The following is a 26,178-nucleotide window of genomic DNA, read 5'->3' on the forward strand; positions in this document are numbered from 1 at the left end:
GCTAGAGGCAAGGCGCCGAAACCCCGTCGGGCGGCCGATTCAGCGGGATAGCATCCAGCCATTCGCGGATCGGCTACCCGGGGGAATGCATGGTGCAGTGGTCAGGATGGGTGGGCGCAGGCCTCCTTACCGCCGGGGTGTCGGCGGCCTTGCTCGCCGGTACCGGTGTGGCCGATGCCGAGACCGGCGGCGGCTCGGATCCCGGCCCGGCGAAGGCGGCATCAGCCGGCGGCGAGAAGTCACGAAGCTCGACTCCTGTCGCGCAGCGGCGAGCCAAACCGAGCCTCGCGCAGGCTGATCCGCGACACCGTTCTGCGGTGGCTCGTCTGCGCGGCGCGGTCGAGACCGCGGTGGCCACCCCACGTGTCGCTACGAGGTCGGTGCCGACTCGCAGCTCGGCCACGCTGCGGGGCGAGATGCGCCGGCAGGTGCGCGAGCGTCTGACTCCTCTGGCCGACACTGCACACGCGAAGGCCGTGACTCCACGCCCCACGAAGGCGTTGCCGGCGGGCGAGGCTACCGAGGCGACGGCGAGTGAGACACCGCCGCAAACGCGTTCCCTTTTGGGACAGTTCGGCGCTGAGGGTTCGCCGTTGGTCCGGGCGGTCGGCTCGGCCGTCTTCAATGCGATCGGTGGACTGATCCAGGCGGCCGACGGCCCACCGGTTGTGCCTCCCGGGCTTCGCGATTCGGTCCGGGTGAGTAGTTCGACGCTGGTCGTCTCCCCGGGCAACGAGGTTCCCGCCGACTGGTACTTTCCCACGCAGGGCGAACCGCAGCGAATGATCTACCTGCAGCACGGATTTTTGGCCAGCGGTCCGATGTACAGCTACACCGCGTCCTATCTGGCCGAGCGCACCAACAGCGTGGTCGTGGTCACCACCGTGACATCCAACCCGTACGCCGAGGACGGCATGTGGCTCGGCGGGGACAACATGCACAAGGCCGTCGCACAGCTTTTCCTCGATCCCGACCGAGAAGCCTTGAATGCCAGCATGTCTACCGCGACGCTCAAGGCGGGGCAGGAGACCTTCGCCGTTCCGCAGCGTTTCGTGCTCGTCGGGCACTCCCTCGGCGGTGGCTTCGCCCCGGGGGTGGCCGGCTATTACGCCGAGGGCCTGGTGGCCCGCCGCGCCGACGGTCAGGACGCCCCCAACGAACTGGCCGGGGTGATCCTGCTCGACGGTGTTCCCCCGTCGGGCACCCTGACCAGTGCGCTGGACCGGCTGGCACAACTGGAGGCCAGCAATGGCAACGACCCCGCCGACTATGTGCCGGTCTATGAGCTCGGCGCTCCAGCGAACGCGTTCAATTCGACGAGCACGGTCAACGGCGATCTCGCGACCGCCAGGCCCGGGAAGTTCAACGGAGTCGTCGTCGACGGTGGTGTCCACATGGATTCCATGCTCGGCGGGAACCCGCTGATCCAATTCGCGGCCTACCTGGTCGCCGGCATTCCGCAGCCGCAGAACCCCCCGGCCGTGCAGTGGCTGATGGCCGGGTGGGTCAACGACATGTTCGAGGGCAACATCGATCCCGCCACCGGCCGGTGTCTGACCGACTGCAACGGCATCTATGGCGACCCGGGTGATGCCATCGACATCGACGGCGACCGCGGGAACGCCACCGCAGTGGTCCTCGACTCCGGTGCCCAGCGGGACGAATCATCGTGGGAACTGGGTCAATTCATCCCCGTCGCGGCGTCGTTCATTCCTGCTTCGGTGCTGTCACGGTTGGCGTAGCGTTCACCGGGAAGTTGACCGAGTTGGCGATGAAGCACATGCGGTGGGCTTCGTGATGCAGTTCCGTGGCCTCGCCGGTCCGGCCCGGCTCGGCGATGGTCACCTGCGGCCGTAACGTCACGTCGGTGAAAACGCCACTGCCCTCGGCATTCTCGCTCATCGTGCCTTCCGGCCGATCAGTGTAGGCAGTGACGGTGATCCCCACACGGGCGCACAACGCCAGATACCAGAGCATGTGACATTGGGACAGGCTCACGACGAGCAGCTCCTCGGGGTTCCACCGCTGGGAATCGCCCCGGAAAGCGGGATCGGCGCTGCCTGGGATCACCGGCTTGCCCGGCGTATCGACGGCGGTCACGTCGTGATCGCGCGCATAGTCGCGGTAACCACTGGTACCCGAGCCGGTGTTGCCGGTCCAGGTCACCTCGACCTCGTATCGGTGCGTCCGGTTGGCCATGCACGCGAACGTACCAATCGGCGCCGACCGCGCCGCGGCCACCATTGACACATTGGCACAAATTGCTAGCCTTTGTGTCATGCCTACTGTCAGCAAGGTGGATGAGAACGCGGTACGGCCGGCAGTGCTGCGGGATTTCCGCAGGCACTCGGGCAGCATCCTGGGCGGCGCATTCGGGGCCGCGGCGTTCGATGAAGTGGCCCTGGTCCCGGTGGCCGCGGCCGTCGACCGCACCGGCCGGTTCGAACGCAACTTTCTCGATCGCGGCGTGCGCAGCGGATTTTCGGCGTTCCTGGCGATCTGGGGTGACGCCACGGACCGCGAGGCGGAGGGGCGCCGCCTGCAGACCATGCACCGCGACGTCCGCGGGCACGGCAAGGATCACTTCGCCGAGGTCCGCTACAGCGCGCTGAACCCGCAGCTGTGGAACTGGATCGCCATCAGTGGGATCTTCGTCGTCCTGCACTCGTTCACCCCGGCGACCGGGCTCACGATGAACGCCGCCGAGCAGGAGGCGGCCTACGGACAACTACTCGAGGCCTTCCGTTCGATCGAGCTGCCGGGCGCGTCGGCGAAACTTCCCGAAACGTATGCCGAGGCGTCCCGCTACTACGACGACATGGTGGCAAACGAGTTGCGGGGCAACGAGTTCCTGAGCCGCGTGACGGCCGGCCTGACCCGGCTGCCGCTGCCCAATCTGTTGCTGCCCAGTCCGGTGCGGTTGGCGCTGACCCCGCCGTGGTTGGTGGTTCGACCGGTCGCCGGACGTGTGATCAAGGTCTGCTCGTTCGGCATCATGCATCCCGGAGTGCGGGAGCTGACCGGGTTCCGGTGGCAATCCCGGCACGACCGCGAGTTCGCCATGTACACCCGGTTGCTTCAGCTGGCGTGGCGGACGTTGCCGGACCGGTTGTTGCTGGTGCCGCTGGCCTACAACCGGCTGCAGTACGAGAAGCTGGTCCGCCTGCACCGGTCCGTGGCGCTGGATTCGTTCGCACCGCTGGGGTGCCCGGCAGCGGGCTGAGACACTGGTAGCGATGCCACGTAGCAACGCCAGCCAATCCGAACAGGAAGACGCCATCCTCAAGGCCACTGCCGAGGAGGTGGCGCTCGTCGGGCTCGGCCGAGCCAGCCTGGATGTGATAGCCAAGCAGGCCGGTGTCAGCCGCCGCACGCTCTACCGCCGCTTTCCGACGCGTGACGCGCTCATCACCGAACTCGGACGGCGCACCTTCGACAGTGCGATGCACCGTCTGCATACCGTCGCAATCGATTCCGGCCCCAACGAGGCCGCGGTGGCGGCGTTCTGCGAAGGTGTGCGGCTGTTGACCACCGAGCCCGTGATGCGCAGATTTCTGCGCCTGGACACCGACTTCACCGCGGTCGCCGGCGCCTACGACCAGGCCCCGGCCTTCCTGCACCACGCCTCGTCCGCCATGGCCAAGGCGCTGCGCGCGGCGGGCGCGACCATGCCCGACGACGATCTGCTCGCCGTGGCCGAACTGCACATCCGGCTGGCGTGCTCGCTGGCCCAGATGCCGACGTCGATCTTGGACGTCAACGACGACGAAGCGGTCCGCGACTATGCGCGCCGGCATCTCGCCCCGCTCGTGCGATAGCCGCGGCCGGCCTCATTGCTCGCGTCCCCGCAGGGTCCCCGCGGCGTCGGTGACCGCAGCCGTGATGGTGGCGACCATGGGGCTGTCGAGTTTCCAGCACTGCCAGTACAACGGCACGTCCAGGTACTGATCGGTGATCCGCACGAAGTCGTCGTCCACCAGTTCCTCGGGGTACATGCCCCACCCCAGCCCGGCCCGCACCGCGGCTCCGAACCCCTCGGCGGTGGGGATGTAATGCGTAGGCCGGCTGACATCCTTGCGGAATACCTTGCGCACCAATTGATCCTGCAATGCATCGTCGCGATTCCAGGCCAATGACGGCGCCACCTGGGCGGCATCTCGGGTGAATCCATCGGGCAGATAACGCTGCACATACCCCGCGCCGGCCACCGGCACGTAACGCATCGCCCCGAGCGGATGTACCCGGCAGCCCGGCACCGGGCGGCGCTCGGTGGTGACCACTCCCATCACCACGCCCTCACGCAACAGCCGCGCCGAGAGGTCCTGATCCTCGATCCTGATGTCGAACAGGAACTCGGATGCCTGGGCGAACACACCCGTGAACCACGTTGCCATCGAGTCGGCGTTCACCGCCACCGCGATCCTGGTGCGCTGCGCGGTGCCACTACCCATCTCCGCCAGGGTCTCCGACTCCAGCAATGCGGTCTGTGCCGCCAGCCTCCGCAGCGGGACACCGGCAGACGTTGCCGTGCACGGCTTTTCGCGGACAACTAGTACCTGGCCAACACGTTGCTCGAGTGCCTTGATGCGCTGGCTGATCGCCGACGGAGTCACATGCAGACGCTGCGCGGCCGCGTCGAAGCTGCCGAGCTCGACCACCGCGGCGAAGGCAGCGAGTTGCTGGCCGTCGATCTGCACGCACCGATCCTAGTCGGGCAAACCCTCGTTGCCGCGCAAACCATTGCCGGTGAACCGGACGAGCTGGTCGACCCACCCACGGTCCAAGCCGCCTGGCCCCAACGGCCGTCCGTAGAGCGCAAGGTCAGAACTGGCCAGCGCGCCGATCATGGAAAGTACGGCAATCGTGCTGCGCTGCTGTCCTTCTCTGGTCTGAATGTCCGGGACCGCACGCCCCGCCGCGGCGAAGAACAACTCGGGCAAGCTGGGTGTGCCGGCCAACTGGTCGAGCCAGATCTGGTCTTCGTCGAGGGCAAGCTGATTCATCACCTTCAGCCAGCGCAATCCACCGACCGGATCCTCGTCGAGCAGCCGGACGTAGGGCGCGATCAGCGCCTCGACAACATCGCAGACACCAATCTCGTTCCCCGACTGAGCCACCCGCACGAGTTCCTGCACGACCGCCTCGAACACCGTCGGGGCGCGCCGCCGTGCCACCTCCGAGACCAGGTCTCGTTTGGCCGGGAAGTGATAGGCCACGGCACGACTCGCGACGCCGGCCTCGCGGGCCACCGCGCGTGAGGCCACCGCACCGATCGACGTCTCGGCGAACATGCGCTCGGCGGTATCGATGATCAGTGCTCGGGTGTCGACATCACGCCGGGGACCGCGTCTACGGGTCGAACTCGAGACCACGGCATGAGCCTAGCCACTCCCGCGCTGATCGTCCTGCGGTCGGTGCGGTTGTCCTACCACGGTCGTAGGTCAAGATCGGACACCAGCGCGATGTGGGCTGACCTGCATTCTTCATAGCGTCGAGGCATGACACGAGCACAGCGTTCCCCAGCTATCTCGATAGCGAATTCAGTGACAGGCGTCGCCCGTGGATGGACGGCGCGAGACTCCCTCACCACGCCGCCGACCATTGCTCCGCCGGCGCCACCGCGCCCGGCCCAGCAAGAGGGCGGTCTGTGGCGGCGCGCCATCACCGCGGTTCGCACCGCACTGGCCGCCATTCCCCGGCCCGACCTGAAGCAGCCCTACTACCCGCCGGTGCGTGAAAAATTTGTCGAGGACGCCGCGATGGCACGCGAGATGTGGCGCTTGTGACTTGTTGAGATCCGCCCCGACAACGTCCGGTCCCGCAAAATCCTGCCGTAGTAGGAGGCGCAGCGCGGGCTTCACCTTCTACGATCACAACATGCTCGGTGGCATCGCGCGCGGCATCCGTGCGCACGCGCGCCGGCGGGGCTACGCCCTCCCGGTGGGCTACAACTGGGCCATCGTGCTGGCGTTCGATGCCACCGTGATCGGCGCGGGCGCGGTTGCCGTGTTGCAACGCCCTTCCTCCGATCTTCCGGCGGGCCTGCTCGCACTCGTCGTCTGTACCGCCCCTTTCGCGTTGTTCTATCTGTCCGGCGTCGATTTCAAGGCACCGATCGTCTGGGCCACCTGGTGCACCGGGACCGCCGTGTTGTTGTTCGCGACGGGCACACCGATCGCCAACGACTTCGCTCCACTGATCGCGGTACTGATGGTCGGCGAGGTCGCGTCACTGACCGGGGTGTGGGGTGGATTTTTGGCGGCCCTGTCAGGGGCCGCGCTGCTCTTGACCGCCGCCGCGCAGCACCGCCTCGATGCATTGCCGCTGTATCTGGGGATTCTCGGAATGGGCTGGCTGGTCGGGTATCTGGTACATACGCAGCAACAACTGATGCGCCAGCAGCAGGAGGCGCAGGCCGCACAGGCCCGGCATGCGGCGGCCGACGAGCGGCGGCGGATCGCCCGCGAGGTGCACGACGTCATCGCGCATTCGTTGAGCGTGACCCTGCTGCACGTGACGGGGGCACGGCGCGGCCTGCAGCAGGACCGCGACGTCGACGACGCGGTCGAGGCACTGGAGCAGGCCGAACACCTGGGCCGTCAGGCCATGGCCGATATCCGCCGCACTGTCGGATTGCTCGACGGTGCCCCGATGAGCCTGGCGCCCGAGCCCGGCGTAGATGACATCCATTGTCTCGTGGTCGATTTCGTGCGTGCGGGCCTGAACGTCCACTACGACGCCACCGGCCGCACCGATGTGGTCTCGGCGGCCGTGGGTCTGGCGCTCTATCGCATCGCCCAGGAGTCCCTGGCCAACATCGCGAAACACGCTCCCGAAGCAGAATCGTCTGTGTTGCTGAGGATTTCACGTACGTCGGCGACGTTGACCGTGACCAACTGGCTGCCGGTGGCCGTTCATTCGCGGTGCGACGGTCACAACGGCAAGAACGGCCACAACAGCCAGAACGTCGACGGCAACGGTGTACGCGGCATGCGTCAACGCGTCGAGTTGCTCGGCGGCATCATCAGTGTGGGTCCCGCCGACGAAGGATGGGCGGTCCGCACGAACATCCCACTGGACGACACCGATCGGGCGCCCCGATGGTGCCCCGTGGTGTCATGACGGATCCCGCCTCCGAGGTCGCGGTCCTCCTCGTCGACGATCAGGATCTGGTGCGCTCCGGGCTGCGACGCATTCTGCGCCGCAAGGACGGTTTCACCATCGTCGCCGAATGCGCCGACGGCGACGAGGTTCCCGATGCCGTCACCCGCTCCCGCCCGGACGTGGTGGTGATGGATCTGCGGATGAAACGGGTCGACGGGATCGAGGCCACGCGCCGGGTCACGGAGGCCGACGGGCCTCCGGTGCTGGCGCTGACGACGTTCAACGACGACGAATTGCTCTCAGGTGCGCTGCGTGCCGGCGCCAGCGGATTCGTGCTCAAGGATTCCTCGGCAGAGGAACTGATCCGGGCGGTGCGCGCGGTGGCGCAGGGCGACAGCTATCTCGATCCGGCGGTGACGTCGAGAGTGCTCACCACGTACCGCAAGTCGGCCGAACCGCGGCGCGCGGCCGCGGTCGGTGACCTCACCGCGCGGGAACTCGATGTGCTCACGCTGATCGCCAAAGGCCACTCCAACGCCGAGATCGCCGATGAACTCAGCATCTCGGGGCTCACCGTCAAGAGCCATATCGGCCACATCTTCGTCAAGCTCGACCTTCGCGACCGCGCCGCCGCGATCATCCACGCGTACGACACCGGACTCGTCTCGCCCCAGTAATCCGGGGTGTGCACCCGAGAGAGCCTTTGTGCCGTGGGGAGAAGGACTTTCGGCCCCAAAAAGCGGACGAAGGGCACTACCGTCAGACGCCCGCGCTGAGCGAACATGGGGCTATGGACACATCGGCACCGCCGACTTCGTCGCAGACCGCTGAGTCCGCGGAGGGCAACATCGCAGCGGAGATTCACGAGACACACACCGGGATCGTCGCTCTGGTCGGCAACAGGGCGTACAAGGTCAAGAAACCCGTCGTCACGGACTTTCTGGATTTCCGCTCGGTCGAGCGCCGAGATGAGGTGTGCCGGCGTGAGGTCCTTCTGAACCAGCGATTGGCGCCCGATAGCTACCTCGGGGTCGCCCACCTCAGCGGCCCTCAGGGCGGCCCGCCCGAGCCGGTGATCGTGATGCGGAGATACCCCGACGCGCGCCGGCTGACGTCGATCGTTGTCGGTGGCGAGCTGGTGCTGCCGCATCTGTCGGCGATCGCCGACGTGCTGGCGCGCTTCCATGCGCGGGCCGATCGGTCAGAAGACATCGATACCGCCGCCAAAGTTCCCGCTGTTACCCGCCGGTGGCAGGACAATCTCGCCGAACTGCGCCGATACGCAGGAACTGTGCTCAGCCCGGAATCGCTGGCTGACGTCAGCCGGCTGGCCGGCCAGTTCATCGAAGGCCGCGAAGCAGTGTTCGCCGCTCGGATCAGCGATCACCGAATCATCGACGGCCACGGCGACCTGCTGACCGGCGACATCTTCTGCATGCCGGACGGTCCGGCGATCCTCGACTGTCTCGAGTTCGATGACGGACTGCGCCACGTCGATTGCACGGACGATGTGGCATTCCTGGCGATGGACCTGGAGTTCCTGGGCCGCAAAGACCTGGCCGACTTCTTCATCGCTGAATACCAACGCATCTCCGGGGATACCGCACCGACCGCGCTGGTCGACTTCTACATCGCCTACCGCGCCGGGGTCCGGGCCAAGGTCGACTGCATCAGGATCGATCAGGGCAGCCCGAGCGCCGCCGCCGACGCGCGACATCATCTCGACATTGCCCTCGATCACCTTCGCAAGGGAACGGTGCGGCTGATCCTGATCGGCGGCGGTCCGGGCACCGGCAAGACGACACTCGCGCACGCGCTCGCCCAACAGCTGTCCGCGCAGGTCATCTCCACCGACGATGTGCGCCGCGAGTTGCAGGCCCACGGCCGGCTCGGCGGCGCAGCGGGGATCTTGAACGAGGGCCTCTACAGCAGTGCCAATGTCGCCGCCGTGTATGACGCGGTACTTCAGCGGGCCCGGCAGGCTCTGGCCGGAGGCAGTTCGGTGGTCCTCGACGGCACCTGGCGCGATCCGCACCTCCGGCAACGCGCGCGGGATGTGGCGTCCGAACAGCACTGCCCCACAGTGGAACTGGCGTGCACAGTGCCTATCGACGACGCCAAGGAACGCATCACCCAACGAAAGGTCACCAACTCGGATGCCACCCCACAGATCGCCGAAGGACTGGCCGCCGGCGGCGCAGAATGGCCCGACGCCCACTTGATCAATACGCGCCAGGCCCTGGCCGACTCCGTCAGAGAAGCCCAGCGGATCTGTTGCTCGACCATTTGAGATCGATCGAGTCGACAGGATCGCCACCAGACAGCGATCCGGTACCCGGAGTCCGCACGGGGCCCGCCATGACGTAGCCCACATTCCTTGTAAAGTGGAAGCGCAGTCGCATTTTCTGTGTGACCTGCGCAAACGCTTCGAGCAGCCGAATTCGGCACATATCAAGGGGTAAACATGAATGAAGTGCTGGCGCGGGCCGGCATCTTCCAGGGTGTGTCGCCCGACGCCGTGGCTGCACTGGTCCGGCAGTTGGAGCCGGTGACCTTCCGCCGCGGCGAGGTGGTCTTCGCCGAGGGCGAGCCCGGCGACACACTGTTCATCATCACTGCGGGCAAGGTGAAAATCGGCCGCAAGTCAGTGGACGGCCGGGACAGCCTGATCACCCTGATGGGTCCGTCAGACATGTTCGGTGAACTCGCCATCTTCGATCCGGGTCCGCGGACCTCGACGGTGACCGCCCTGACCGAGCTGAAAACGGTTGTGATGAGCCGCACCGTGCTGCGGAGCTGGATCGCCGATCGGCCCGAGATCGCCGAACAACTCCTGCGTGTGCTGGCCAGGCGGTTGCGCCGCACCAACGACAATCTGTCGGATCTGATCTTCACCGATGTGCCGGGCCGCGTGGCCAAGCAGCTGCTCTACCTGGCGCAACGGTTCGGCAGCCGCGACGGCACCGCACTGCGCGTCGATCACGAGCTGACCCAGGAAGAGATCGCCCAGCTTGTGGGCTCGTCTCGCGAGACCGTCAACAAGGCGCTGTCGGACTTCGCCCAGCGCGGCTGGATCCGTGTACAGGGCCGGAGCATCCTGATCGACAACGCCGAACGATTGGCCAAACGCGCGCACTGACGTGCGGCCATGTGACCACTGGAACATTGTTAGTACCCTAACTATTAGGGTACGTTTATTTTGTGTCCGCAGTATCCGAAGCGCCTCAGCTCAGTTCCGATCCATTGGCCCTGGAACGGCAGGTCTGTTTCGCGCTGGCCGTCACCAACCGTGCTGTGCTCGCCGTCTACCGACCACTGCTGGAGCCGTTGGGCCTCACCCATCCGCAGTACCTCGTGATGCTGGCGTTGTGGGATCACCAACGGTCCGGTTCGGACGGCATCCCTCCGCTCTCGGTCAAGCAGATTGCCGCCGCCCTGCAACTCGATTCGGCGACACTCTCGCCGATGTTGAAACGACTGGAAGCCCTGGGCCTACTCACCCGCAGCCGCCGTGCCGGCGACGAGCGCGCGACCGATGTCGAACTGACCGAGGCCGGAATCGCGCTGCGTGAGCGGGCGGTGGCCATTCCACCCGCGGTGGTCGAACGGCTAGGGGTCGACATCGGCGAGCTCGAAGAGCTGCACCGGGTCCTCACCCGAATCAACTCGGCCGCGCTGGCGGCCAATTCACTCACCGACTGACCCGAGGAGTCCGCCATGGCCGGCCAGAAAACCAAAGACCGTCCCAACCCCTTTCAGTACATTGCCTACTGCTACGGCAAGCGGCTGCCCGATTCGATGCGCGATTGGGTCGCCCATGACCTGGCCGACCACGGCGCCGTGCGCCGGCACCTGATCCGAATGGCGATCCCGCCGTTGTTCGTGCTGGCGCCGCTGTGGCTGCTGCCCGCCTCGCTGTATGTGCACATCGAGATGACCGTGCCGATCTACGTCTGGGCCATTTTGATGGCGCTGGCGCTCAACAAGATCTGGCGGCGGCACCGGCTGGCACAGCACGGCCTGGATCCCAACCTGGTCGACGAGATCCAGTACAAGAAGGACCAGCAGAAGCACGAAGACTACATCCGGCGGTTCGGACCGCGTCCGGAATCGTCCAAGTACCAGTCCAACAGCAGCCCCTTCTAGAACATCCCCTGGTTAGACCCCTTGCATGCAAGCTTGCATGCAAGGGGTATCGTGGTGTTTCGTGGACACGGACGAGAAGGCGAGCAACAGCCAACGCGTGTACCGGATGACCAAGGACCAGATCCTCTCCGGTGAGTTCCGCGGCGGGCAGCTGCTCAGCGAGGTCGAAGTGGCGACGCAACTCGGCGTCAGCCGCACGCCCGTACACGAGGCGTTTCTGCGTTTGGCCGCGGAGGACTTCCTGGATCTGGTGCCGAGGCGCGGCGCCATCGTCGTCCCGGTGTCCGCGCAGGAGGCCACCGATCTGCTGGAGATGCGCCTGGCGCTCGAGACCGCGGCGGTGCGCCGGCTGTGCCGGTCAGCCGATTCCATCGACACGCTGTTCGGCGAACTGACCGAGTTGGTGGAGCGGCAGCGCCATGGCGCGGCGATCGGCGATGCCGATCAGTTCGCCGCTGCCGACGACGCTTTTCACCGCCGGATCGTGGAGGTCGCCGGTAACACGATCGCCGGACGCTTCTACGGGTCACTCAGTGATCGGCAGCGCCGCATGATGGCCGATGCGGCCCGCTCGGACTCCGCCCGGCTGACCGAGTTGATCGGCGAGCACGCCGAACTGGCAGACGCCATCGGCCGACGCGACGTGGCCGGCTTTGAGGCCGCGCTCCTGGCACATCTGGAAGCGACCTACCGGGTGGTGCTGGCATGACCGCTGTCGCCTTTGATTCCCGCGAGGCGCCGGATCAGGCCCGGCACCGCCTACAGCCCTGGCTCGCGGTGGCCATCGCCGTCTTCTTCATCGGTTGGGGCGGCAACCAATTCACCCCACTGCTGATCGCCTACGCCCAGCACTCCGATTACACCCGGGTGGACGTCGACATCCTGTTGGGCGCCTACGTACTCGGCCTGATCCCGGGCCTGCTGATCGCCTCGACACTGTCCGACCGCCACGGTCGGCGCAACGTCATGGCCGCCGGTGTGATCAGTGCGGCGCTGGGCAGTCTCGTCCTGGCGATCGGCGACTACTGGGGCTTCCCAGCTCTGTTCGCGGGCCGGCTCTTCAGCGGGGTGGCCGTCGGTATCGCGATGGCAGTCGGATCGGCCTGGATCGCCGAGCTGTCCCGGCCGCCCTTCGACGACGCGTCGGCCGGCGCCGGTGCGCGACGCGCCTCGATCTGCCTGTCGTTGGGCTTCGGGGTCGGACCGTTGGCTGCGGGCCTGCTCACCGTGTACGCGCCGCTGCCGTTGGTGCTGACCTATCTGGTCCACGCGGCCCTGTGCGTGCCGGTGCTGTGGGCGGTGTGGAACCGGACTGCCGAGACGCGTGAGCGCATGACTTCCCGGCCCTTCTTGGATGGGCTCAGGGTGCCCGCGGCCGGGCACCGCCGGTTCCTGCATGTCGTTGTTCCCATGGCGCCGTGGATCTTTGGTTCGGCGGGGATTGCCTACGCAGTGGTGCCGTCGTTGGTCGCCGATCAACTCGGATCGTGGGCGTTGCTCTACACCGTCGGCCTGACGGTGCTGACACTGGGTTGCGGGGTGTTGATCCAACCGGTCGCGCGACGCCTCGACGATGTGTCGAGCTCCCGGGCCGTGGTGGTGTCGATGGCCTTGATGGCGCTGGGCATCTTCGCCGCGGTGGCCACCGCGGTCACCCGCTCCGCGCTCGTCGCCCCGCTGGTGGCGATGCTGCTGGGCAGTGCCTATGGCATCGCGATCGTGTCGGGTCTGCTTGAAATCCAACGCATTTCGCCGCCCGACGAACTCGCCGGAATCTCGGGGGTCTACTACTCCCTTGCCTATCTCGGGTTCCTGTTGCCCGCGGCGCTGGCCGCGCTCGCGCACTGGTTCAGTTACCCGGTGATGCTGACCGCGGTCGGCGTGTTGGCGGTCATCTGCACCGCGGTCTGCGCATCGGGGTGGGCGAAACACCTTGAGCCGCGGACGCCTTCGCACGAAGCGACGGAGCACTAGGTCTAGGATTACTGCTTGATATTGACCACAATCCTAGGCGCAATCGTGGTCGCTCGCCCGATCCACGTGTTCTGCAGCACGCTGCTCCCGTCCACCGACAACGCCCTCGGGCACGGCAGCAACGTCGTCTTCCGTCAGAGCGTGGCGGTGGTCCGCCCACCGGCGTCCACACCGGCGCGGCGGGTGAGGTAGTCGATCTGTAGGTAGATCGCGTAGAGGACAAGTGGCGGCAAGACGATGAACGGCACGTTCTCGCCGATGAATTTGAACCAGAACCCGAACGCGCCCTGTCCGATGTCGTCGAACCCGGCCCCGACCTCGCTCAAGAAGTAGACGGCGGTACTACTCATCAGCACCGCGATGCCGGCGAACGCCACCCACAGACACCGGATCCTCGACTCGGTGGGCAAGTTGGACCGGATCAGCTTGGTCCACATCACGAACACCGTCGCCCCGGTGCACACGCCCACGATCTCCAGGGCGAAGACCCACGGGTTGCCGCTGACGTAGCGGGTGTCGGCCAAACCGTACTGCCACCAGAGCCACTTCCAGCCGGGGTCATCGGTCGGTGCCCACAGCCCCAGTGGGTGCCCGATCAAGAACATCAGCTCGTACCCGATCTGGCTGCCCGCGGTGAACGGGATGTAGAAAAGCGTGAGTTCAGCCGCCTTGCCGACGCGGGTGCGGTGCTCCCCGGGCGCGTCCCACAGGATCACGAACGGCAGCAGCATCACCGGGATGCCGAAGACCAGGTTGGCCACGACATCGACGGTGAACGTCGGCGGAATGACGTGAACGCTGACCGCGATGGTCAGCAGGACGAACATGATGCCGACGAACAAACCGGTGCCTGTGTAGATCCGCAGCCGGTGCGGTGCCCATGGGCTCGCGAAGTCGATCTCGGGATGCTGCACCGTGGTCATTGCGCCTGCCCTCATCTGCAATCTCAACTACTTGCGATTGTCTGGCAGCCTATACCTGCGCCGCGGCCTGGAACGGCCGGTTCGAGGTCCAAAGGCGGTGGGTGCATTCGCCACGGCTACCGTCGATCTGGTGACAGTGTCGCGATCACTTCCAACCCGGCTCTGCGTCGCCGGAATCGTCGTGTCCACACTCGCCGCCATCACGTCATGCGCCCAACCAGCACCACCACCGGTGGCCAGCAGCCCCAGGCAGACCACAACCGCGCCGGCACCCATCGTCCCCGTGCCGACCTTGGCCGCCGTCGTTCCCACGGGTGACTTCACTCCGGTCTCGAAACTGGTCAACGATTCGATTGCGGCGAATCGGCTGCCCGGCGCGGTGGTCCAGGTCGGGCACGCAGGCAACGTCGTCTTCCGCCAGGCCTACGGCTCACGCAAACTCGACGGCGAACCGGGGCTGGACGGGGCGCCCGCGCCCGCCGAGCCGATGACCGAGGACACGATCTTCGACCTGGCCTCGTTGTCGAAGAGCATCGCGACGACGACGGCCTTCATGCAGCTCTACGAGCAGGGCAAGGTCACGTTCGACGACCCGGTGCAGACCTACCTGCCGGACTTCAACCCCACTAACGACCCACGCCGCGCGCAGGTGACGGTCCGCATGTTGCTCACCCACACCTCGGGCATAGCGGGAGATCTGAGTCTGGACGGTCCGTGGGGGCTCGACAAAGCAGACAAAGCAGAAGGCATTCACCGGGCGCTCGGCGCGTGGGTGGTGTACGAACCCGGGCAGCTTTTCCACTACTCCGACATCAACTTCATCCTGGTCGGCACGATCATCGAGCGAATCACCGGCCAGCCCTTGGATCAGTACGTGCAGGACAATGTCTTTGCGCCGCTTGGCTTGTCAGAAACGCGCTACCTTCCGGCAGCCAAAGCCTGTGGCCCACATGAGGTCCGGGGAACGGCGATCACTTTCGACCCCCACGCCCCCAAGGTGACCGACTGCCCGGACGGTACCTGGAGCACCGACCTCTTGCCACGCATCGCACCGACGGCGCTCGACGAAGACACCCCGGGCCTCAACCCCGACTATGGACGTCCACTGCGCGGGACCGTGCACGATCCGACGGCACGCCGCATGGGCGGGGTGGCCGGGAGCGCCGGGGTGTTCTCCACCGTCAACGATGTCGGCCGATTCGCCCAAGCCCTGCTCGATCGTCTCGCCGGCCGTCCCAGCACGTTTCCGCTGAAGCAAGCGACCGCCGAGTTGATGGCGACACCGCAGCAGCCCGGACACACCGCCGCGCAGGTCGAGGCGGCCGACAACGCCACCCGCCAGGCCGTCGAGAACACCCCCAACACCACCGATCCCCTACTGGCGCCGAACTATCCGGCGATCGACGGACAGGATCTGCGCGGCTTCGGCTGGGACATCGATACCGCCCATTCGAGACCGCGCGGGCTGGTCTTTCCCGTCGGGAGCTTCGGCCACACCGGGTTCACCGGCGTGACGCTGTGGATGGATCCGGGATCAGACACCTATGTCGCCGTCCTGGCGAACGTCATCCATCAACGCGGCGGCCCGCCGATCGCGAAGCTGAGCGGCGACATCGCCACGGTGACGGCTCGGGCGCTGCACCTTTACGGCACCTAGCCGGAGACCGCTGAGCCGACGAAGTAGCTGCCGAGCAGACAGATACCGATGAGAATGACCCACCCGTCGGTGAGGCGACAGAGCAACGCCGGCGCGTCGCGCACCTCCATGAACTCCCGGAAAATGATGCGCACCTTGATGAGTGCGATGACGATGGCGCCGACGGTGACGACCGTACTGGCCTTCAGCGCGCCGTTATGGTCGACGGCTTCGTCCAGCCAGACGTAGATGAGTGTCATCGCCGTCAAGATCACCCAGACGATCAGCAGTCTTGTGTTGACTTTGGTGCGCACCGCTCACCTCACGACGTAGATCAACGCGAAAATCAGGACCCATAGGAAATCGACGGTGTGCCAGTAGGTGGCACCAGTTTCGACGAGCTGTTGGGATCGCCGCTGTGGACTCCACAACTGGTAGACGACGACACCCAACACCACGAAGCCGATCAGGACGTGGATGCAGTGGATCGAGGTCAGGAAGAAGTAGTGCTGAAAGAACTCGTCGCTGGTGAACGTGTTTCCCATGCGGATCTGCGTGACCCACTCGATGATCTTGCCTGCCAGGAAGATGACACCGAACGAGATGGTCAGGATCACATTCGTCAACGCCGATCGGTAGTTTCCCTCACGCGAGGCCTGGACGCAGCGGGCAATGGCCCACGAACTCAGCAGCAGCGCAATGGTATTGACCACACCGATCCGCAGGTCCAGATGGGACTGGGACTGCAGGAAGAGGTCCGGATTCTGGGTGCGTGTTACCAGGTACACCGAGAAGTACGCGGTGAACAGCAGGGATTCGAATAGCACGAACATCCACATGTCGGGCTGACCGGGCACGGACTTCACGCGTCCACCGTCGACTTGTTCGGTCATCGCACCGCCTCCACCGAATCCGCGAGCTGGTCCCCGGTATCTTCGTCGGGAACGTCCGGCAGCGGACCGGTACCGAAGTCCTCACGTTCGATCATCCTGCGCAGCAGCACGATGAAAACGCCGGTGTACGTGACGAACACGACCATGTTGACCCACCATGCGATCGCGCCGTTCCAGGCGAACGCGCCGCGCTGGAAGATCCATGCCGGAGCGACGACCACCTCGGTCAGCGCGTTGCAAAGATTGAGGTAGCCGAACCACTTCGGGAAAACGGAGTTCTTGTCGAGCAGGACCGCGGCCATCCACACCAGGGAGCCGATCAGGAAAACACCCATGGTCCCGCTGAACGACAGGAACGCGAATTCGTAGAGCCAGTGAATGATCTCGGGGTCGCGGCTTGGCCGCAGCGCGGCAGCGGTCATCGCGATGGCCATGACTAGCATGCCCGGAATTGCGCTCAGCGAGTACATGATCAGATACGAGTATGCGAAGACCGGACTGACCGACATCCGTCGCATTGAGTAGGCGAGAAGGGCGTTCATCGGCGCGCACAATCCCGTGATGAGAAAGACGACGCCGAAGCCGGCGAGAACGCCGAAGCGATGGTCGGTAACCCAATGCACGACCGTCGGGGTGTCCCAGGCCGGGCTCGGCGGCGGCTGCACGCGGGTGACGAAGAAGAACAGCACACCGTAGAGCTGGTAGAAGAACACCATCACGTACCACGCGAACCACAGTTCACGTTTGGGATGGTGGCGGAGGTTCCACTTGAGCCTGCTCAACCGTGAGCCGCTCACGCGGGGACCTTGTCCATCGCGCGCTGCTGCTGGATCGCTTGGGCGAGAACGATTCCCATCACCAGAATCCAGATCGCGATGGCAATGTTCTTGAGCCAGAAGGACAACACCCCGTCCCAGGCGAACGGCCCGTCGAACGACAGTGCGGTGAATGTAGCGGGTACCAGCGCTCCCGCGACGCCAAGATTGAAGTAAGCCACCCACGGTTTGAACACCGGCCGTTCCTGCTGATCCCAGTAGATCGCCAGCGCCAGCAGCAGGCATTGCGCGATCAGGTAGGGCACCAACAGCGTGAAGGTGAGCCACGCGAGGTCGTTGAGCACCTGGGTCAACTCGGGGGCGCGGTCGGGCCGGAACGAGCCGAGCAGCCAGAACATGTTGGCGATGAGGAACAGTGCCGGCGGGCCTCCGGCCGCGGCGATCAAGCTGTAGGACAGGATCGGCGTGCGGTGGGCCATTCGGCGTACCTGCATCGCCAACAGGATCACGATCGGGATGAGGCCGACGCCGAACCAGTTGAACAGGATCATGCTGTAGCGGATCCGCGCGGTGTTGTCCTGATAGAAAATCGCGACCTGGTCGGCAGACATGTTGGGGGACATCGGATGTACGAAGCCGGGGAACAGAAAAAACGCGGCGATCCAGATGATCGCCACCACGGGCAACGTCCCTAAGAGGATCAGCTCACCGTCAGGTCGTCTCATGGTCGGACTCTCTTCATGCGTGGCGTTGGTTGCCGATCGGCAACTTGGACGGTAGCCGATCGGCAACCGCCCGGTCAATCGTCGGTTACCGTTGACGCTGTGACGTCCACCCAGGAGGCCCGCACCTTCGGCGCGATAAGGCGCACCGCCGCTCAAACACGGGTGATGGACGCGGCTCTGAAACTGATCGCCAACCAGGGCGTCAGCGGTACGTCGCTGCAGATGATCGCCGACGAAATGGGTGTCACGAAGGCCGCCGTGTACCGGCAGTTCAAGACCAAAGAAGAGATCGTCATCGCAATCACCGAACGGGAGATGAGCTTCCTCGAGGAAGCGCTCGAGGAGGCTGAGGCCCAGGGTTCTCCCAGAAAAGCCCGCGAGGCGCTGCTGGACCGGATGATCGAGCAAGCCATCGACCGCCGCGGCGCGTTCAGCATCCCGATGTTCGATCCAGTCATCATTCGCCTGCAGGCCGAGTACGAGCCGTTTCAGCGATTCATCGAACGCCTCTTCGCAGCCCTCCTGGGCACCGAAGCCGGTGTCGAGGCCCGGCTCCACGCCGCGATGCTCTCAAGTGCTATCAGCGTCGCCGTCATGCATCCGCTTCTCGCCGACATCGACGGGGAGACGCTCCGGGTCCAGCTGAACCGGATGACCCGCCGGATGCTGGGGCTCACAGACTGACAACGCGGCGACCGTCAACCAGCCGGTCAGTATTTGCGGTCGCCCTCGCTGTCGTCGAAGAACGCCCAGTCGCCGTCGGCCGAGAGCACCTCCATACGCCAGCCCAACTCGGGCTCGGCCTTCTGGTCGACGAACCAGGCGTGCGCGTTGTCGGCACTCTCGATGTCCTTGGTGTCGACGACTTCGCCTTTGGGATTGAGAACTCGATAAATAGCCATCGGCTCAGCGTTCCCCCGAAACCGGCCCTCGAATCAGTCGTCGGGTGGGTCGGAATGAGTGTCCGCGGGTAGTCAACGACCATGTCCAGCGCAGACAAACCGAATGACGGGACGACCGGCGACGCCAAGGAACCACCCCCGGGCCCCGCGGATCACGGCCGCGAAGGTGGGATGGCCACGCGAGAGATCGCGCCGGAACTCACCGAACCCGACGATGACAAAGACGAAGGCGGCTGAGCTTCAAGCTGGCACTGAACCTGCAGGGGATTCCCGGCGCTTCGCCAACACCAACTGCCGGCGGATCAGAAACAACGGAAACGCCACGCTCACCGCGATGACCGCACTGAGCACGATGTAGATCCACACCTTCGGGATGCCGATCCGGCGCGCCTCGACAACCATGAAGACGAACGCCGCCAGGCCCATCAGCAGCAGGTCGTTGGTAAGTGAGGATGACCCGTAGTTGGCGTATCCGCTTCGGAAGAAGTCGATCAAGCTCGTGCTTTCGGTGGTGAAAAAGCCGATGTTGTTCCACCAGGTCGCGATCAGGGCTGCCACCGCCACCACCCCATAGGTGCCGCACAAAATCTTGTCGTTTCGTGTGAGCATTGCCATCGTCACGCCTCCCCCGTCGGACCGAAACAGTCCAGGTGAACCTATCGTTCCGGCGGACGCGAGGGGGCTGTTTGCCCGCAAATTGGTGAGTGAGTACTCTCTCACCATGTCATCCGGAAGGGACCGGCTCTTGGCGACAGCGCTCAAGCTGTTTGCCGCCAAGGGGTATGCGGCGACATCGGTGGCCCACATCCAGCAGGCCGCCGGCCTGGCCCCCGGGTCGGGTGCGCTCTACAAGCACTTCGGCTCCAAACGGGAACTGCTCGAGTCGGCGGTCTCGCACCGCATCGACGCCATCGTGACCGCGAGGGAGCAGTACGACGCCGGCAATCCCAAATCTGTCGAAGAGGCCGTCCGCAGTGCCGGGCAGTTGATCTGGACAAACCTCACTCAAAGCGAGGAACTGCTACGCGTCATGCTGCGTGAACCCGATGAGCTCGGTGAGCTCGACGAGAAAACGTGGCAGGTCATCACCGACAACGCCTATCAACGGTTCGCCGATGAATTGGCGGCCTCCAACCGCTCTGGCCGGACCCAGATCCCCGACCCGGAGGCCACCGCGGCGGTTGCCATCGCCGGGCTCTCATATGCCGCGACGCTGCAGGCGCTGACCGGACGCTTGCCGGGCAACGTTGACCACGAACGTTTCTTCGAGGCCTGGGTCATCCAGACCGTCAGCACGATCAAGCAACACCGCTCTCAAAAACACTGACCACCAACATATTTCAGGAGCCAACCGTGACGTTCTCCATGCAACTGAGCGACGACGTGATCGAAGTCCGCGACTGGGTGCACCAGTTCGCCGCCGACGTCGTGCGTCCCGCCGCCGCCGAATGGGACGAGCGCGAGGAAACGCCCTGGCCGGTCATCCAGGAGGCCGCCAAGGTGGGGCTCTACTCCCCTGAGTTGTTCGCGCAGCAGACCGCCGAGCCCTCCGGACTCGGCATGCTGACCGTGTTCGAAGAGCTGTTCTGGGGCGACGCGGGTATCGCACTGTCGATCCTGGGTACCGGTCTGGCCGCAGCAGCCCTGGCAGGCAACGGAACTCCCGAGCAGATCGGCACATGGCTGGCACCGATGTTCGGCACGCCGGGCGAGCCTCAGCTGGGCGCCTTCTGCTCCTCGGAGCCCGATGCCGGTTCCGACGTCGGCGCCATCCGCACCCGCGCGCGTTTCGATGAGGCGACCAACGAGTGGGTGCTCAACGGGACGAAGACCTGGGCCACCAACGGCGGTATCGCCAACGTCCACATCGTCGTCGCCTCGGTCTATCCCGAACTCGGCTCCCGCGGGCAGGCCACGTTCATCATCCCGCCCGGAACCCACGGCCTGAGCCAGGGCCAGAAGTTCAAGAAGCACGGCATCCGGGCCTCGCACACCGCAGAAGTCGTGCTGGACAACGTCCGGCTGTCCGAGGATCTGATCCTTGGCGGCCGGGAGAAGTTCGAGTCACGCATCGCGCGGGTGAAGTCGGGCGCCTCGGCCGGCGGTCAGGCTGCGATGAAGACCTTCGAGCGCACTCGTCCCTCGGTCGGCGCCATGGCGGTCGGCGTGGCCCGCGCCGCCTACGAGTACGCCCTCGACTATGCCTGCCAGCGTGAGCAATTCGGCCGCAAGATCGGCGAGTTCCAGGCCGTCGCTTTCAAGCTCGCCGACATGAAGAGCCGTATCGACGCGGCCCGGCTGCTGGTGTGGCGGGCCGGCTGGATGGCACGCAACAACCAGGCGTTCGACAACGCAGAGGGGTCGATGGCCAAGCTCGTGGCCAGTGAGACCGCGGTCTACGTGACCGATGAGGCGATCCAGATCCTGGGCGGCAACGGCTACACCCGTGACTACCCCGTCGAGCGGATGCACCGCGACGCCAAGATCTTCACGATCTTCGAGGGCACCAGCGAAATCCAGCGCCTGGTGATCTCCCGCGCGCTCACCGGTCTGTCGATCCGGTAGCGGCCGAGCGGCTTACTTGCCGGTGCGCTCGCGGTGCTTGCACCCGGGCCAACAGCACGGTCGCCGCTGGCCTTCCTCCAGTTCCTCCTGCGTCCGGCGGATCCGTCGCTCGCGCGTCACCTGCTGCTTGGCGTCCTCGACCCAGCAGATGAACTCGTTGCGCGCGAGCGGCGTGATGTCTTTCCACGCGGCCAGTGCCGTGTCATTGCCGATCAAGGCCTCGCGCATATCCGCGGGCAACTTATGCACCACCCCACCGGGTACACGTTGGCCAGTCATGAGGTCAGGTTAGGCCGCGTCGCTCGGCAACACACTTGGGATACGACATTGCCCTTACCGTGACCTTAAGAGAGCCTTATTTTTCTTAGAGTTGGTGTACGGTGGGTTCTCGGGGCGGTTGTGAGCACGGGCACACCAACGTGTTATCGCAGGTCAACTCGGACCCACCGCCTCAGCAGTGACGGAAGGAACCCGACATGCAACCTGCAGCAGCCACCCGGATCGCACTTGTCACCGGCGCCTCGCGGGGTATCGGCGCCGACGTCGCGCAACAGCTCGCCGGTCCGGACACCCACGTCGTCGTCAACTACCGCGAGAAGGCAAAACGTGCCGACTCGGTTGTCGACGCCATCCGCCGCGCGGGCGGTCGCGCCTCCACGCTCGGGGCCGACATCTCCGACGAGGCCGCCGCCGCCGCGATGATCGAACGGGTGGGCCGCGAGTTCGGCCGGCTGGACGTGCTGGTGCTCAATGCATCGACAGGGCTGGATCTCGGTGCTGATCCGGGTTACGCGATGCGGCTGAACCGCGATGCGCAGCGCCGGTTGGTCAAGCTGGCCCTGCCACTGATGCCGGTGGGCGGCCAGATCGTGTTCGTCACCAGCCATCAGGCCCACTTCTTCCCCAACAAGGCCGTGCCGAAGGGCTACGGACCGATCGCGGCGAGCAAGCGCGCCGGTGAAACCGCGCTCTACGCCATGCGTTCCGAATTCGACCGGCGGGGAATCGATTTCACCGTCGTGTCCGGCGAGATGATGTCCGACCGGGAGTTGGCGACGACGATCGCCCGCGCCGCGTCCGCGCCGTACCCGTCCGGAATCGTCTATGTCGGAGGACCCGACTTTCTCTGCCAGATGTCGGCCTAGCCACCTACGACGAAGCCGAAATATTCGTCTGAAGCTGCTCGCGCACAGCAGTCCCCAGTGCGCTCGTCGTCGCGGTTCCACCCATGTCCGGCGTCAGGATGTCGCCGCCGCGGGCCAGTACATCCTCGACAGCTTTCACGATCGCTGCCGCGGCGTCTGGTTCACCCAGATGGTCGAGCATCAGCGACGCGCTCCAGATTTGACCGATGGGATTGGCGAGTCCTCGTCCCGCGATGTCGGGCGCGGAGCCGTGAACCGGTTCGAACAGACTCGGAAACCGCCGCTCCGGGTTGATGTTTCCACTGGGTGCGATGCCGATGGTGCCGGTGCACGCGGGACCCAGGTCAGACAGGATGTCGCCGAAGAGATTGCTCGCGACAACGACGTCGAACCAGTCGGGGTGTAGAACGAAATTCGCCGCGAGGATGTCGATGTGGAACTTGTCCACCTTGATGTCGGGGAACCGTTCGCTCATCTGCTCGACGCGTTCGTCCCAGTACGGCATCGTGATGGAAATACCGTTGCTCTTGGTCGCCGAGGTCAGGTGCCTGTCGGGGCGACGTTGGGCAAGTTCGAAGGCGTACTTGAGGATTCGGTCGACGCCGACGCGGGTCATCACCGTCTCCTGCATCACCGTCTCGCGGTCCGTGCCCTCGAACATCTTGCCGCCGATACTCGAGTACTCACCTTCGGTGTTCTCCCGGACGACGACGAAATCGACGTCTCCGGGCTTCCGGCCGGCCAGCGGACATTTCACTCCGGGCATCAGTTTGACCGGACGTAGGTTGACGTACTGGTCGTAATGCCGGCGGAACTGCAGAAGGCTGCCCCACAGCGAAATATGGTCGGGCACAACGTCCGGCCAGCCGACGGCGCCGAAGAAGAGCGCATCGAACCTGCCCAGCTCATCGAACCACCCGTCGGGCAGCATGGCGCCGGTGTCGGTGTAGTACTCCGCGCTCGCGTAATCGAACTGCTCATAGTCGATGGCGAAACCGAAGGCCGCCGCCGCTGCCTCCAACACCTTGAGACCCTCGGGCACCACTTCCTTGCCGATGCCGTCGCCGGGGATCACAGCCAATCGGTGAGTGGTGGTCATGCCGCCACCCTACTTTCCGGCGATTCACCGCCAACGACGAGCGAGGGGCGCCCGGTGTGGGCGCCCCTCGCTCGGGTCGTGTGTCAGCGGCCGTTACCGAATGTCGGGGTCACAACGCCGGTGCTGGCATGCTGCTGGATGTCGTGCACCCACTGGTGATGGGTGATGTCGGCCTGCGCCGGGCCGGCCAGGCCGACGATGGCTGCAGCGAAACCAGTGGCGATGATGCTCGCAAAACCGATCTTCTTCATGTCGAAGCCCTTCGTTCTGGGCGTTCGAGCCGTGGCGTGGGTGTCGCGGTTCGGACGTCTGTCCACCGGTTCGGGGGATTCCTACCCGGTCTGAGCTGCACAACATGCCGGTCAACGCGGTTAATTCCACTGGCAGAAATTGAGCGGCGTTTGGCAGACGTCACCACCAACCGCTATGCGGACTGGATGATCTCAGCCAATGTCGCCGCCGCACGAAATAGCGAAAGGGTGCGTTCGGTGATGGAGTTCAAACGCTTGTCGAGCGCCTCGAGCGAGCGGTTCACATCATCGAGGTCCCGTATCGCCGCGATGGCACTCCGGACATCAGGTATGCGGTATCCGGCAGCGCGCAGGGCTGCCGTGATGCGCGCCTCGCGGACGGCCTCAAGCTGATAGCGCCTGGCCGATCCGCTTCGGTTGATGACCCGCTCCGGCTTCACCAACCCCTCCTTCTCCCAGAACCGGAGCGTGGAGGCACGAACGCCGAGCGCCCGTGACAGTTCGGTGATGGTCATAGCGTCGGCATCCACCGGGGCAGCGTCGGTCTGGGCTTCGTGCTGGATGGCCTCCAGCGCGTGACGCGCGGCGAGGGCCTGCTCGCGCTCGCGGTTGAGTCCGTCGTGCAACGAGCACAGCAAAGCCGCCGCATCCCCGGTCGGCAACGCCCGGGTTGCGCGCATTGTCCGGCGGGCCTCCGCCGGACCCACGGCGTGAGCCAGATCCCGATACGCACGCAGGTCACGGATCGCAGACGCCGAGAACTGTCGGTAACCGTTGTCAGCCCGCACCGCTGAGGCGATGACGCCGCGACGCTCCAAGTCCCGAACCTGCTGGACCGAGTACCCAGCGGCCGCCGCTACCGCCGAGACGGTCAGCATGTTCGCCGCACGATGGTCGCGGCCATGCACAAACCCTCCATAAGCACTTCAACCTCACACTTCAAGCATGAGTATGGACCAGCTATTGGAGACGATCCGGCGCTTCGATGGCGTCTTTGAATTGGCACCGACAGCGAACAGCCCGTTCCCGGAGATTGCCTGGGGCGACCACTTCTTCTACTTCGCACCCAATGGCCAAGTGCCACAACGAGAACAGCCGTACGCCACCATCATCACGAAGAACTATCCCGACGACACTTGCTGTGACCTCGACCAGCCCGGCCGATGGCGGCTGAACATCCACGTCGGGAGGAGCGCCTTCATCGAGGTCGTCGGCACAGATCCGCGGGTCGCCCCGACCGCCGTCGACTTCACTGCAGTCGACACCGTGTTGCCGCATCCCGTGTATCGCACACAAGGCTGGATCTCGATCGTCAACCCGGGGACGCACACTCTGGCATTGGCAGTCAGGCTGCTCGGCGGGGCGCACGACGCCGCGCGGCGGCGGGCAACCCGCCGTACCTCAGCCCCCCGGATCTGAACCTTCACAACCCGGGTTCATACGTACTACATTCTGTAGTAGTCGAGTCCTGGAGGAACGATGCGGTGGCGCGGAGTGAATCATGTCGAGTTCGCGGTATTGGACTACGACGAATCGATCGCGTTTTACGACGCAATGTTCGGCTGGCTGGGGTTCAGCAGTTTCTCCTCGCTGAACATGGAGTACCAGTCGATCTACTACATGACTCGATTCCTCAACCCGCACAGCTACATCGGCATTCAACCCGCGCGCACCGGGGCCAAGCTCGCCCATACCGACCAGGCGGTCGGGATCAACCACATCGCGCTATGGGCCCGAGACCGTAAGGAAATCGACCGCTTTCACCGCGACTTCCTGATCCCCCGCGATATCCCGGTCACCGATGAGCCCAAGGACTATCCGCAGTACTGGCCCGGCTACTACGCGGTCTTCTTCGACGATCCGATCAACGGAATTCACTGGGAGCTGGCCTGGGTGCCGAAAGTTCCCACTCCACGCCAGGTCTGGTCGTTCTATCGCACGATGCGGGCGTTCGGCAAGCAGCGTCCGGACCTGGCGAACTCGGTGCCCGGCATCACCTTGCAGGCGATGCGGCGGTTACCGGGCAAGTGACACGTCAG

34 protein-coding genes are annotated in these 26,178 nt (G+C 65.2%); 20 read left to right on the top strand and 14 right to left on the bottom strand.

Translation table 11 applies throughout. From position 1 onward, the window contains the following. Positions 1 to 89: 89 nt before the first annotated feature. Complete coding sequence (locus tag H977_RS32220) at positions 90 to 1,742, top strand: hypothetical protein (RefSeq protein ID WP_051288511.1); 1,653 nt, start codon at positions 90 to 92, stop codon at positions 1,740 to 1,742. Here the strand turns inward: H977_RS32220 and H977_RS0101225 are convergent. After that, positions 1,708 to 2,199, bottom strand: coding sequence for an OsmC family protein (locus H977_RS0101225; protein ID WP_029106156.1), 492 nt, complete (start codon positions 2,197 to 2,199; stop codon positions 1,708 to 1,710). The two genes, H977_RS32220 and H977_RS0101225, sit on opposite strands and share 35 nt — an antisense overlap. Before the next feature lie 79 nt (positions 2,200 to 2,278). On the opposite strand from H977_RS0101225, the gene H977_RS0101230 reads away from it, so the two are divergent. Together H977_RS0101230 and H977_RS0101235 are read left to right on the top strand one after the other, a co-directional pair. Beyond that, on the top strand, positions 2,279 to 3,223 hold the full coding sequence (locus H977_RS0101230) for an oxygenase MpaB family protein (protein ID WP_029106157.1): 945 nt from the start codon (positions 2,279 to 2,281) through the stop codon (positions 3,221 to 3,223). A 13-nt stretch (positions 3,224 to 3,236) separates the two neighbouring features. Beyond that, complete coding sequence (locus H977_RS0101235) at positions 3,237 to 3,818, top strand: TetR/AcrR family transcriptional regulator (protein ID WP_029106158.1); 582 nt, start codon at positions 3,237 to 3,239, stop codon at positions 3,816 to 3,818. 12 nt (positions 3,819 to 3,830) lie between these two features. Here the strand turns inward: H977_RS0101235 and H977_RS0101240 are convergent, their stop codons facing one another. Together H977_RS0101240 and H977_RS0101245 are read right to left on the bottom strand one after the other, a co-directional pair. Beyond that, positions 3,831 to 4,697 (bottom strand): LysR family transcriptional regulator ArgP, encoded by an 867-nt coding sequence (locus H977_RS0101240; protein WP_029106159.1) that lies wholly within the window; start codon positions 4,695 to 4,697, stop codon positions 3,831 to 3,833. A gap of 9 nt (positions 4,698 to 4,706) precedes the next feature. After that, entirely contained in the window at positions 4,707 to 5,372 is a 666-nt protein-coding gene (locus H977_RS0101245; protein ID WP_155946455.1) for a TetR/AcrR family transcriptional regulator, read from the bottom strand. A 126-nt stretch (positions 5,373 to 5,498) separates the two neighbouring features. On the opposite strand from H977_RS0101245, the gene H977_RS0101250 reads away from it, so the two are divergent. The 9 genes from H977_RS0101250 to H977_RS0101290 all read left to right on the top strand — a co-directional run bounded on the left by H977_RS0101250 (position 5,499) and on the right by H977_RS0101290 (position 13,224). Next, entirely contained in the window at positions 5,499 to 5,786 is a 288-nt protein-coding gene (locus H977_RS0101250) for a hypothetical protein (protein WP_155946456.1), read from the top strand. Between the two features lie 91 nt (positions 5,787 to 5,877). Beyond that, a complete protein-coding gene (locus tag H977_RS0101255) occupies positions 5,878 to 7,122 on the top strand; it encodes a sensor histidine kinase (protein WP_029106162.1) in 1,245 nt (414 codons plus the stop codon). Next, complete coding sequence (locus H977_RS0101260; protein ID WP_029106163.1) at positions 7,119 to 7,781, top strand: response regulator transcription factor; 663 nt, start codon at positions 7,119 to 7,121, stop codon at positions 7,779 to 7,781. Before H977_RS0101255 ends, H977_RS0101260 begins: the two co-directional genes overlap by 4 nt. A gap of 113 nt (positions 7,782 to 7,894) precedes the next feature. Continuing rightward, positions 7,895 to 9,394, top strand: a complete 1,500-nt coding sequence (locus H977_RS32225; RefSeq protein ID WP_036474754.1) for a bifunctional aminoglycoside phosphotransferase/ATP-binding protein — start codon at positions 7,895 to 7,897, stop codon at positions 9,392 to 9,394. 174 nt (positions 9,395 to 9,568) lie between these two features. Continuing rightward, positions 9,569 to 10,243 (top strand): cAMP-activated global transcriptional regulator CRP, encoded by a 675-nt coding sequence (gene crp / locus H977_RS0101270; protein WP_029106164.1) that lies wholly within the window; start codon positions 9,569 to 9,571, stop codon positions 10,241 to 10,243. Between the two features lie 62 nt (positions 10,244 to 10,305). Then, positions 10,306 to 10,806, top strand: a complete 501-nt coding sequence (locus tag H977_RS0101275) for a MarR family winged helix-turn-helix transcriptional regulator (protein WP_036474756.1) — start codon at positions 10,306 to 10,308, stop codon at positions 10,804 to 10,806. Positions 10,807 to 10,821: 15 nt separating this feature from the next. Then, the gene (locus tag H977_RS0101280) at positions 10,822 to 11,250 is read left to right on the top strand and encodes a DUF5313 domain-containing protein (protein ID WP_029106166.1); all 429 of its coding nucleotides are present in this window, start codon (positions 10,822 to 10,824) and stop codon (positions 11,248 to 11,250) included. A gap of 61 nt (positions 11,251 to 11,311) precedes the next feature. Next, positions 11,312 to 11,959: a GntR family transcriptional regulator gene (locus tag H977_RS0101285; RefSeq protein ID WP_029106167.1), complete on the top strand. Its 648-nt coding sequence runs from the start codon at positions 11,312 to 11,314 to the stop codon at positions 11,957 to 11,959. Next, complete coding sequence (locus H977_RS0101290) at positions 11,956 to 13,224, top strand: MFS transporter (RefSeq protein WP_029106168.1); 1,269 nt, start codon at positions 11,956 to 11,958, stop codon at positions 13,222 to 13,224. The genes H977_RS0101285 and H977_RS0101290 overlap by 4 nt, the downstream gene beginning before the upstream one ends. 134 nt (positions 13,225 to 13,358) lie before the next feature. Here H977_RS0101290 and H977_RS0101295 read toward each other — a convergent pair whose 3' ends face one another. Continuing rightward, complete coding sequence (locus tag H977_RS0101295) at positions 13,359 to 14,147, bottom strand: emopamil-binding protein (RefSeq protein ID WP_036474758.1); 789 nt, start codon at positions 14,145 to 14,147, stop codon at positions 13,359 to 13,361. A 127-nt stretch (positions 14,148 to 14,274) separates the two neighbouring features. Here H977_RS0101295 and H977_RS0101300 point away from each other — a divergent pair, with 127 nt between their 5' ends. Continuing rightward, entirely contained in the window at positions 14,275 to 15,804 is a 1,530-nt protein-coding gene (locus H977_RS0101300) for a serine hydrolase domain-containing protein (protein WP_502691128.1), read from the top strand. On the opposite strand, the gene H977_RS0101305 is transcribed toward H977_RS0101300, so the two are convergent. From H977_RS0101305 to H977_RS0101320, 4 genes are read right to left on the bottom strand one after another with little or no spacing between them, the layout of a single operon-like run. After that, entirely contained in the window at positions 15,801 to 16,097 is a 297-nt protein-coding gene (locus H977_RS0101305; RefSeq protein ID WP_029106171.1) for a cytochrome C oxidase subunit IV family protein, read from the bottom strand. The genes H977_RS0101300 and H977_RS0101305 overlap by 4 nt on opposite strands. Positions 16,098 to 16,100: 3 nt before the next feature. Further along, on the bottom strand, positions 16,101 to 16,676 hold the full coding sequence (locus H977_RS0101310; RefSeq protein ID WP_029106172.1) for a cytochrome c oxidase subunit 3: 576 nt from the start codon (positions 16,674 to 16,676) through the stop codon (positions 16,101 to 16,103). Then, positions 16,673 to 17,473: a hypothetical protein gene (locus tag H977_RS0101315; protein ID WP_029106173.1), complete on the bottom strand. Its 801-nt coding sequence runs from the start codon at positions 17,471 to 17,473 to the stop codon at positions 16,673 to 16,675. The genes H977_RS0101310 and H977_RS0101315 overlap by 4 nt, the downstream gene beginning before the upstream one ends. Then, positions 17,470 to 18,177, bottom strand: a complete 708-nt coding sequence (locus H977_RS0101320; protein ID WP_029106174.1) for a hypothetical protein — start codon at positions 18,175 to 18,177, stop codon at positions 17,470 to 17,472. The genes H977_RS0101315 and H977_RS0101320 overlap by 4 nt, the downstream gene beginning before the upstream one ends. 165 nt (positions 18,178 to 18,342) lie before the next feature. Here H977_RS0101320 and H977_RS0101325 point away from each other — a divergent pair, with 165 nt between their 5' ends. Beyond that, the gene (locus H977_RS0101325; RefSeq protein ID WP_051288513.1) at positions 18,343 to 18,861 is read left to right on the top strand and encodes a TetR/AcrR family transcriptional regulator; all 519 of its coding nucleotides are present in this window, start codon (positions 18,343 to 18,345) and stop codon (positions 18,859 to 18,861) included. A 26-nt stretch (positions 18,862 to 18,887) separates the two neighbouring features. Here the strand turns inward: H977_RS0101325 and H977_RS0101330 are convergent, their stop codons facing one another. Next, positions 18,888 to 19,079, bottom strand: a complete 192-nt coding sequence (locus tag H977_RS0101330) for a hypothetical protein (RefSeq protein WP_029106176.1) — start codon at positions 19,077 to 19,079, stop codon at positions 18,888 to 18,890. A gap of 81 nt (positions 19,080 to 19,160) precedes the next feature. Between H977_RS0101330 and H977_RS35545 the strand changes: the two genes are divergently transcribed. Then, positions 19,161 to 19,316 carry a hypothetical protein gene (locus H977_RS35545; RefSeq protein WP_196808146.1) on the top strand — a complete coding sequence of 52 codons (156 nt, stop codon included), beginning with the start codon at positions 19,161 to 19,163 and terminating at the stop codon, positions 19,314 to 19,316. Between the two features lie 3 nt (positions 19,317 to 19,319). Here the strand turns inward: H977_RS35545 and H977_RS0101340 are convergent, their stop codons facing one another. Then, the gene (locus H977_RS0101340; protein ID WP_081681566.1) at positions 19,320 to 19,694 is read right to left on the bottom strand and encodes a DUF2834 domain-containing protein; all 375 of its coding nucleotides are present in this window, start codon (positions 19,692 to 19,694) and stop codon (positions 19,320 to 19,322) included. Positions 19,695 to 19,800: 106 nt separating this feature from the next. Between H977_RS0101340 and H977_RS0101345 the strand changes: the two genes are divergently transcribed. Further along, positions 19,801 to 20,406, top strand: coding sequence for a TetR/AcrR family transcriptional regulator (locus tag H977_RS0101345; protein ID WP_029106178.1), 606 nt, complete (start codon positions 19,801 to 19,803; stop codon positions 20,404 to 20,406). 26 nt (positions 20,407 to 20,432) lie between these two features. Beyond that, entirely contained in the window at positions 20,433 to 21,644 is a 1,212-nt protein-coding gene (locus H977_RS0101350; RefSeq protein WP_029106179.1) for an acyl-CoA dehydrogenase family protein, read from the top strand. A 12-nt stretch (positions 21,645 to 21,656) separates the two neighbouring features. On the opposite strand, the gene H977_RS0101355 is transcribed toward H977_RS0101350, so the two are convergent. Beyond that, entirely contained in the window at positions 21,657 to 21,923 is a 267-nt protein-coding gene (locus H977_RS0101355; protein WP_029106180.1) for a YdeI/OmpD-associated family protein, read from the bottom strand. 197 nt (positions 21,924 to 22,120) lie between these two features. Between H977_RS0101355 and H977_RS0101360 the strand changes: the two genes are divergently transcribed. Continuing rightward, positions 22,121 to 22,789 (top strand): SDR family oxidoreductase, encoded by a 669-nt coding sequence (locus tag H977_RS0101360; protein WP_029106181.1) that lies wholly within the window; start codon positions 22,121 to 22,123, stop codon positions 22,787 to 22,789. Between the two features lie 4 nt (positions 22,790 to 22,793). Here the strand turns inward: H977_RS0101360 and H977_RS0101365 are convergent, their stop codons facing one another. The 3 genes from H977_RS0101365 to H977_RS32230 all read right to left on the bottom strand — a co-directional run bounded on the left by H977_RS0101365 (position 22,794) and on the right by H977_RS32230 (position 25,017). Next, positions 22,794 to 23,888 (bottom strand): tartrate dehydrogenase, encoded by a 1,095-nt coding sequence (locus H977_RS0101365; RefSeq protein WP_029106182.1) that lies wholly within the window; start codon positions 23,886 to 23,888, stop codon positions 22,794 to 22,796. Between the two features lie 83 nt (positions 23,889 to 23,971). Then, complete coding sequence (locus tag H977_RS35550; protein ID WP_196808147.1) at positions 23,972 to 24,139, bottom strand: hypothetical protein; 168 nt, start codon at positions 24,137 to 24,139, stop codon at positions 23,972 to 23,974. A 173-nt stretch (positions 24,140 to 24,312) separates the two neighbouring features. After that, the gene (locus H977_RS32230) at positions 24,313 to 25,017 is read right to left on the bottom strand and encodes a MerR family transcriptional regulator (protein ID WP_036474897.1); all 705 of its coding nucleotides are present in this window, start codon (positions 25,015 to 25,017) and stop codon (positions 24,313 to 24,315) included. Between the two features lie 67 nt (positions 25,018 to 25,084). On the opposite strand from H977_RS32230, the gene H977_RS0101380 reads away from it, so the two are divergent. Both H977_RS0101380 and H977_RS0101385 read left to right on the top strand, forming a co-directional pair. Then, positions 25,085 to 25,558: a DUF6194 family protein gene (locus H977_RS0101380; protein ID WP_036474763.1), complete on the top strand. Its 474-nt coding sequence runs from the start codon at positions 25,085 to 25,087 to the stop codon at positions 25,556 to 25,558. A gap of 60 nt (positions 25,559 to 25,618) precedes the next feature. Then, on the top strand, positions 25,619 to 26,170 hold the full coding sequence (locus H977_RS0101385; protein ID WP_029106184.1) for a VOC family protein: 552 nt from the start codon (positions 25,619 to 25,621) through the stop codon (positions 26,168 to 26,170). The last annotated feature ends 8 nt before the right edge of the window (positions 26,171 to 26,178 follow it).

The organism is Mycobacterium sp. URHD0025 (genome assembly GCF_000426065.1).
Taxonomy (GTDB): domain Bacteria; phylum Actinomycetota; class Actinomycetes; order Mycobacteriales; family Mycobacteriaceae; genus Mycobacterium.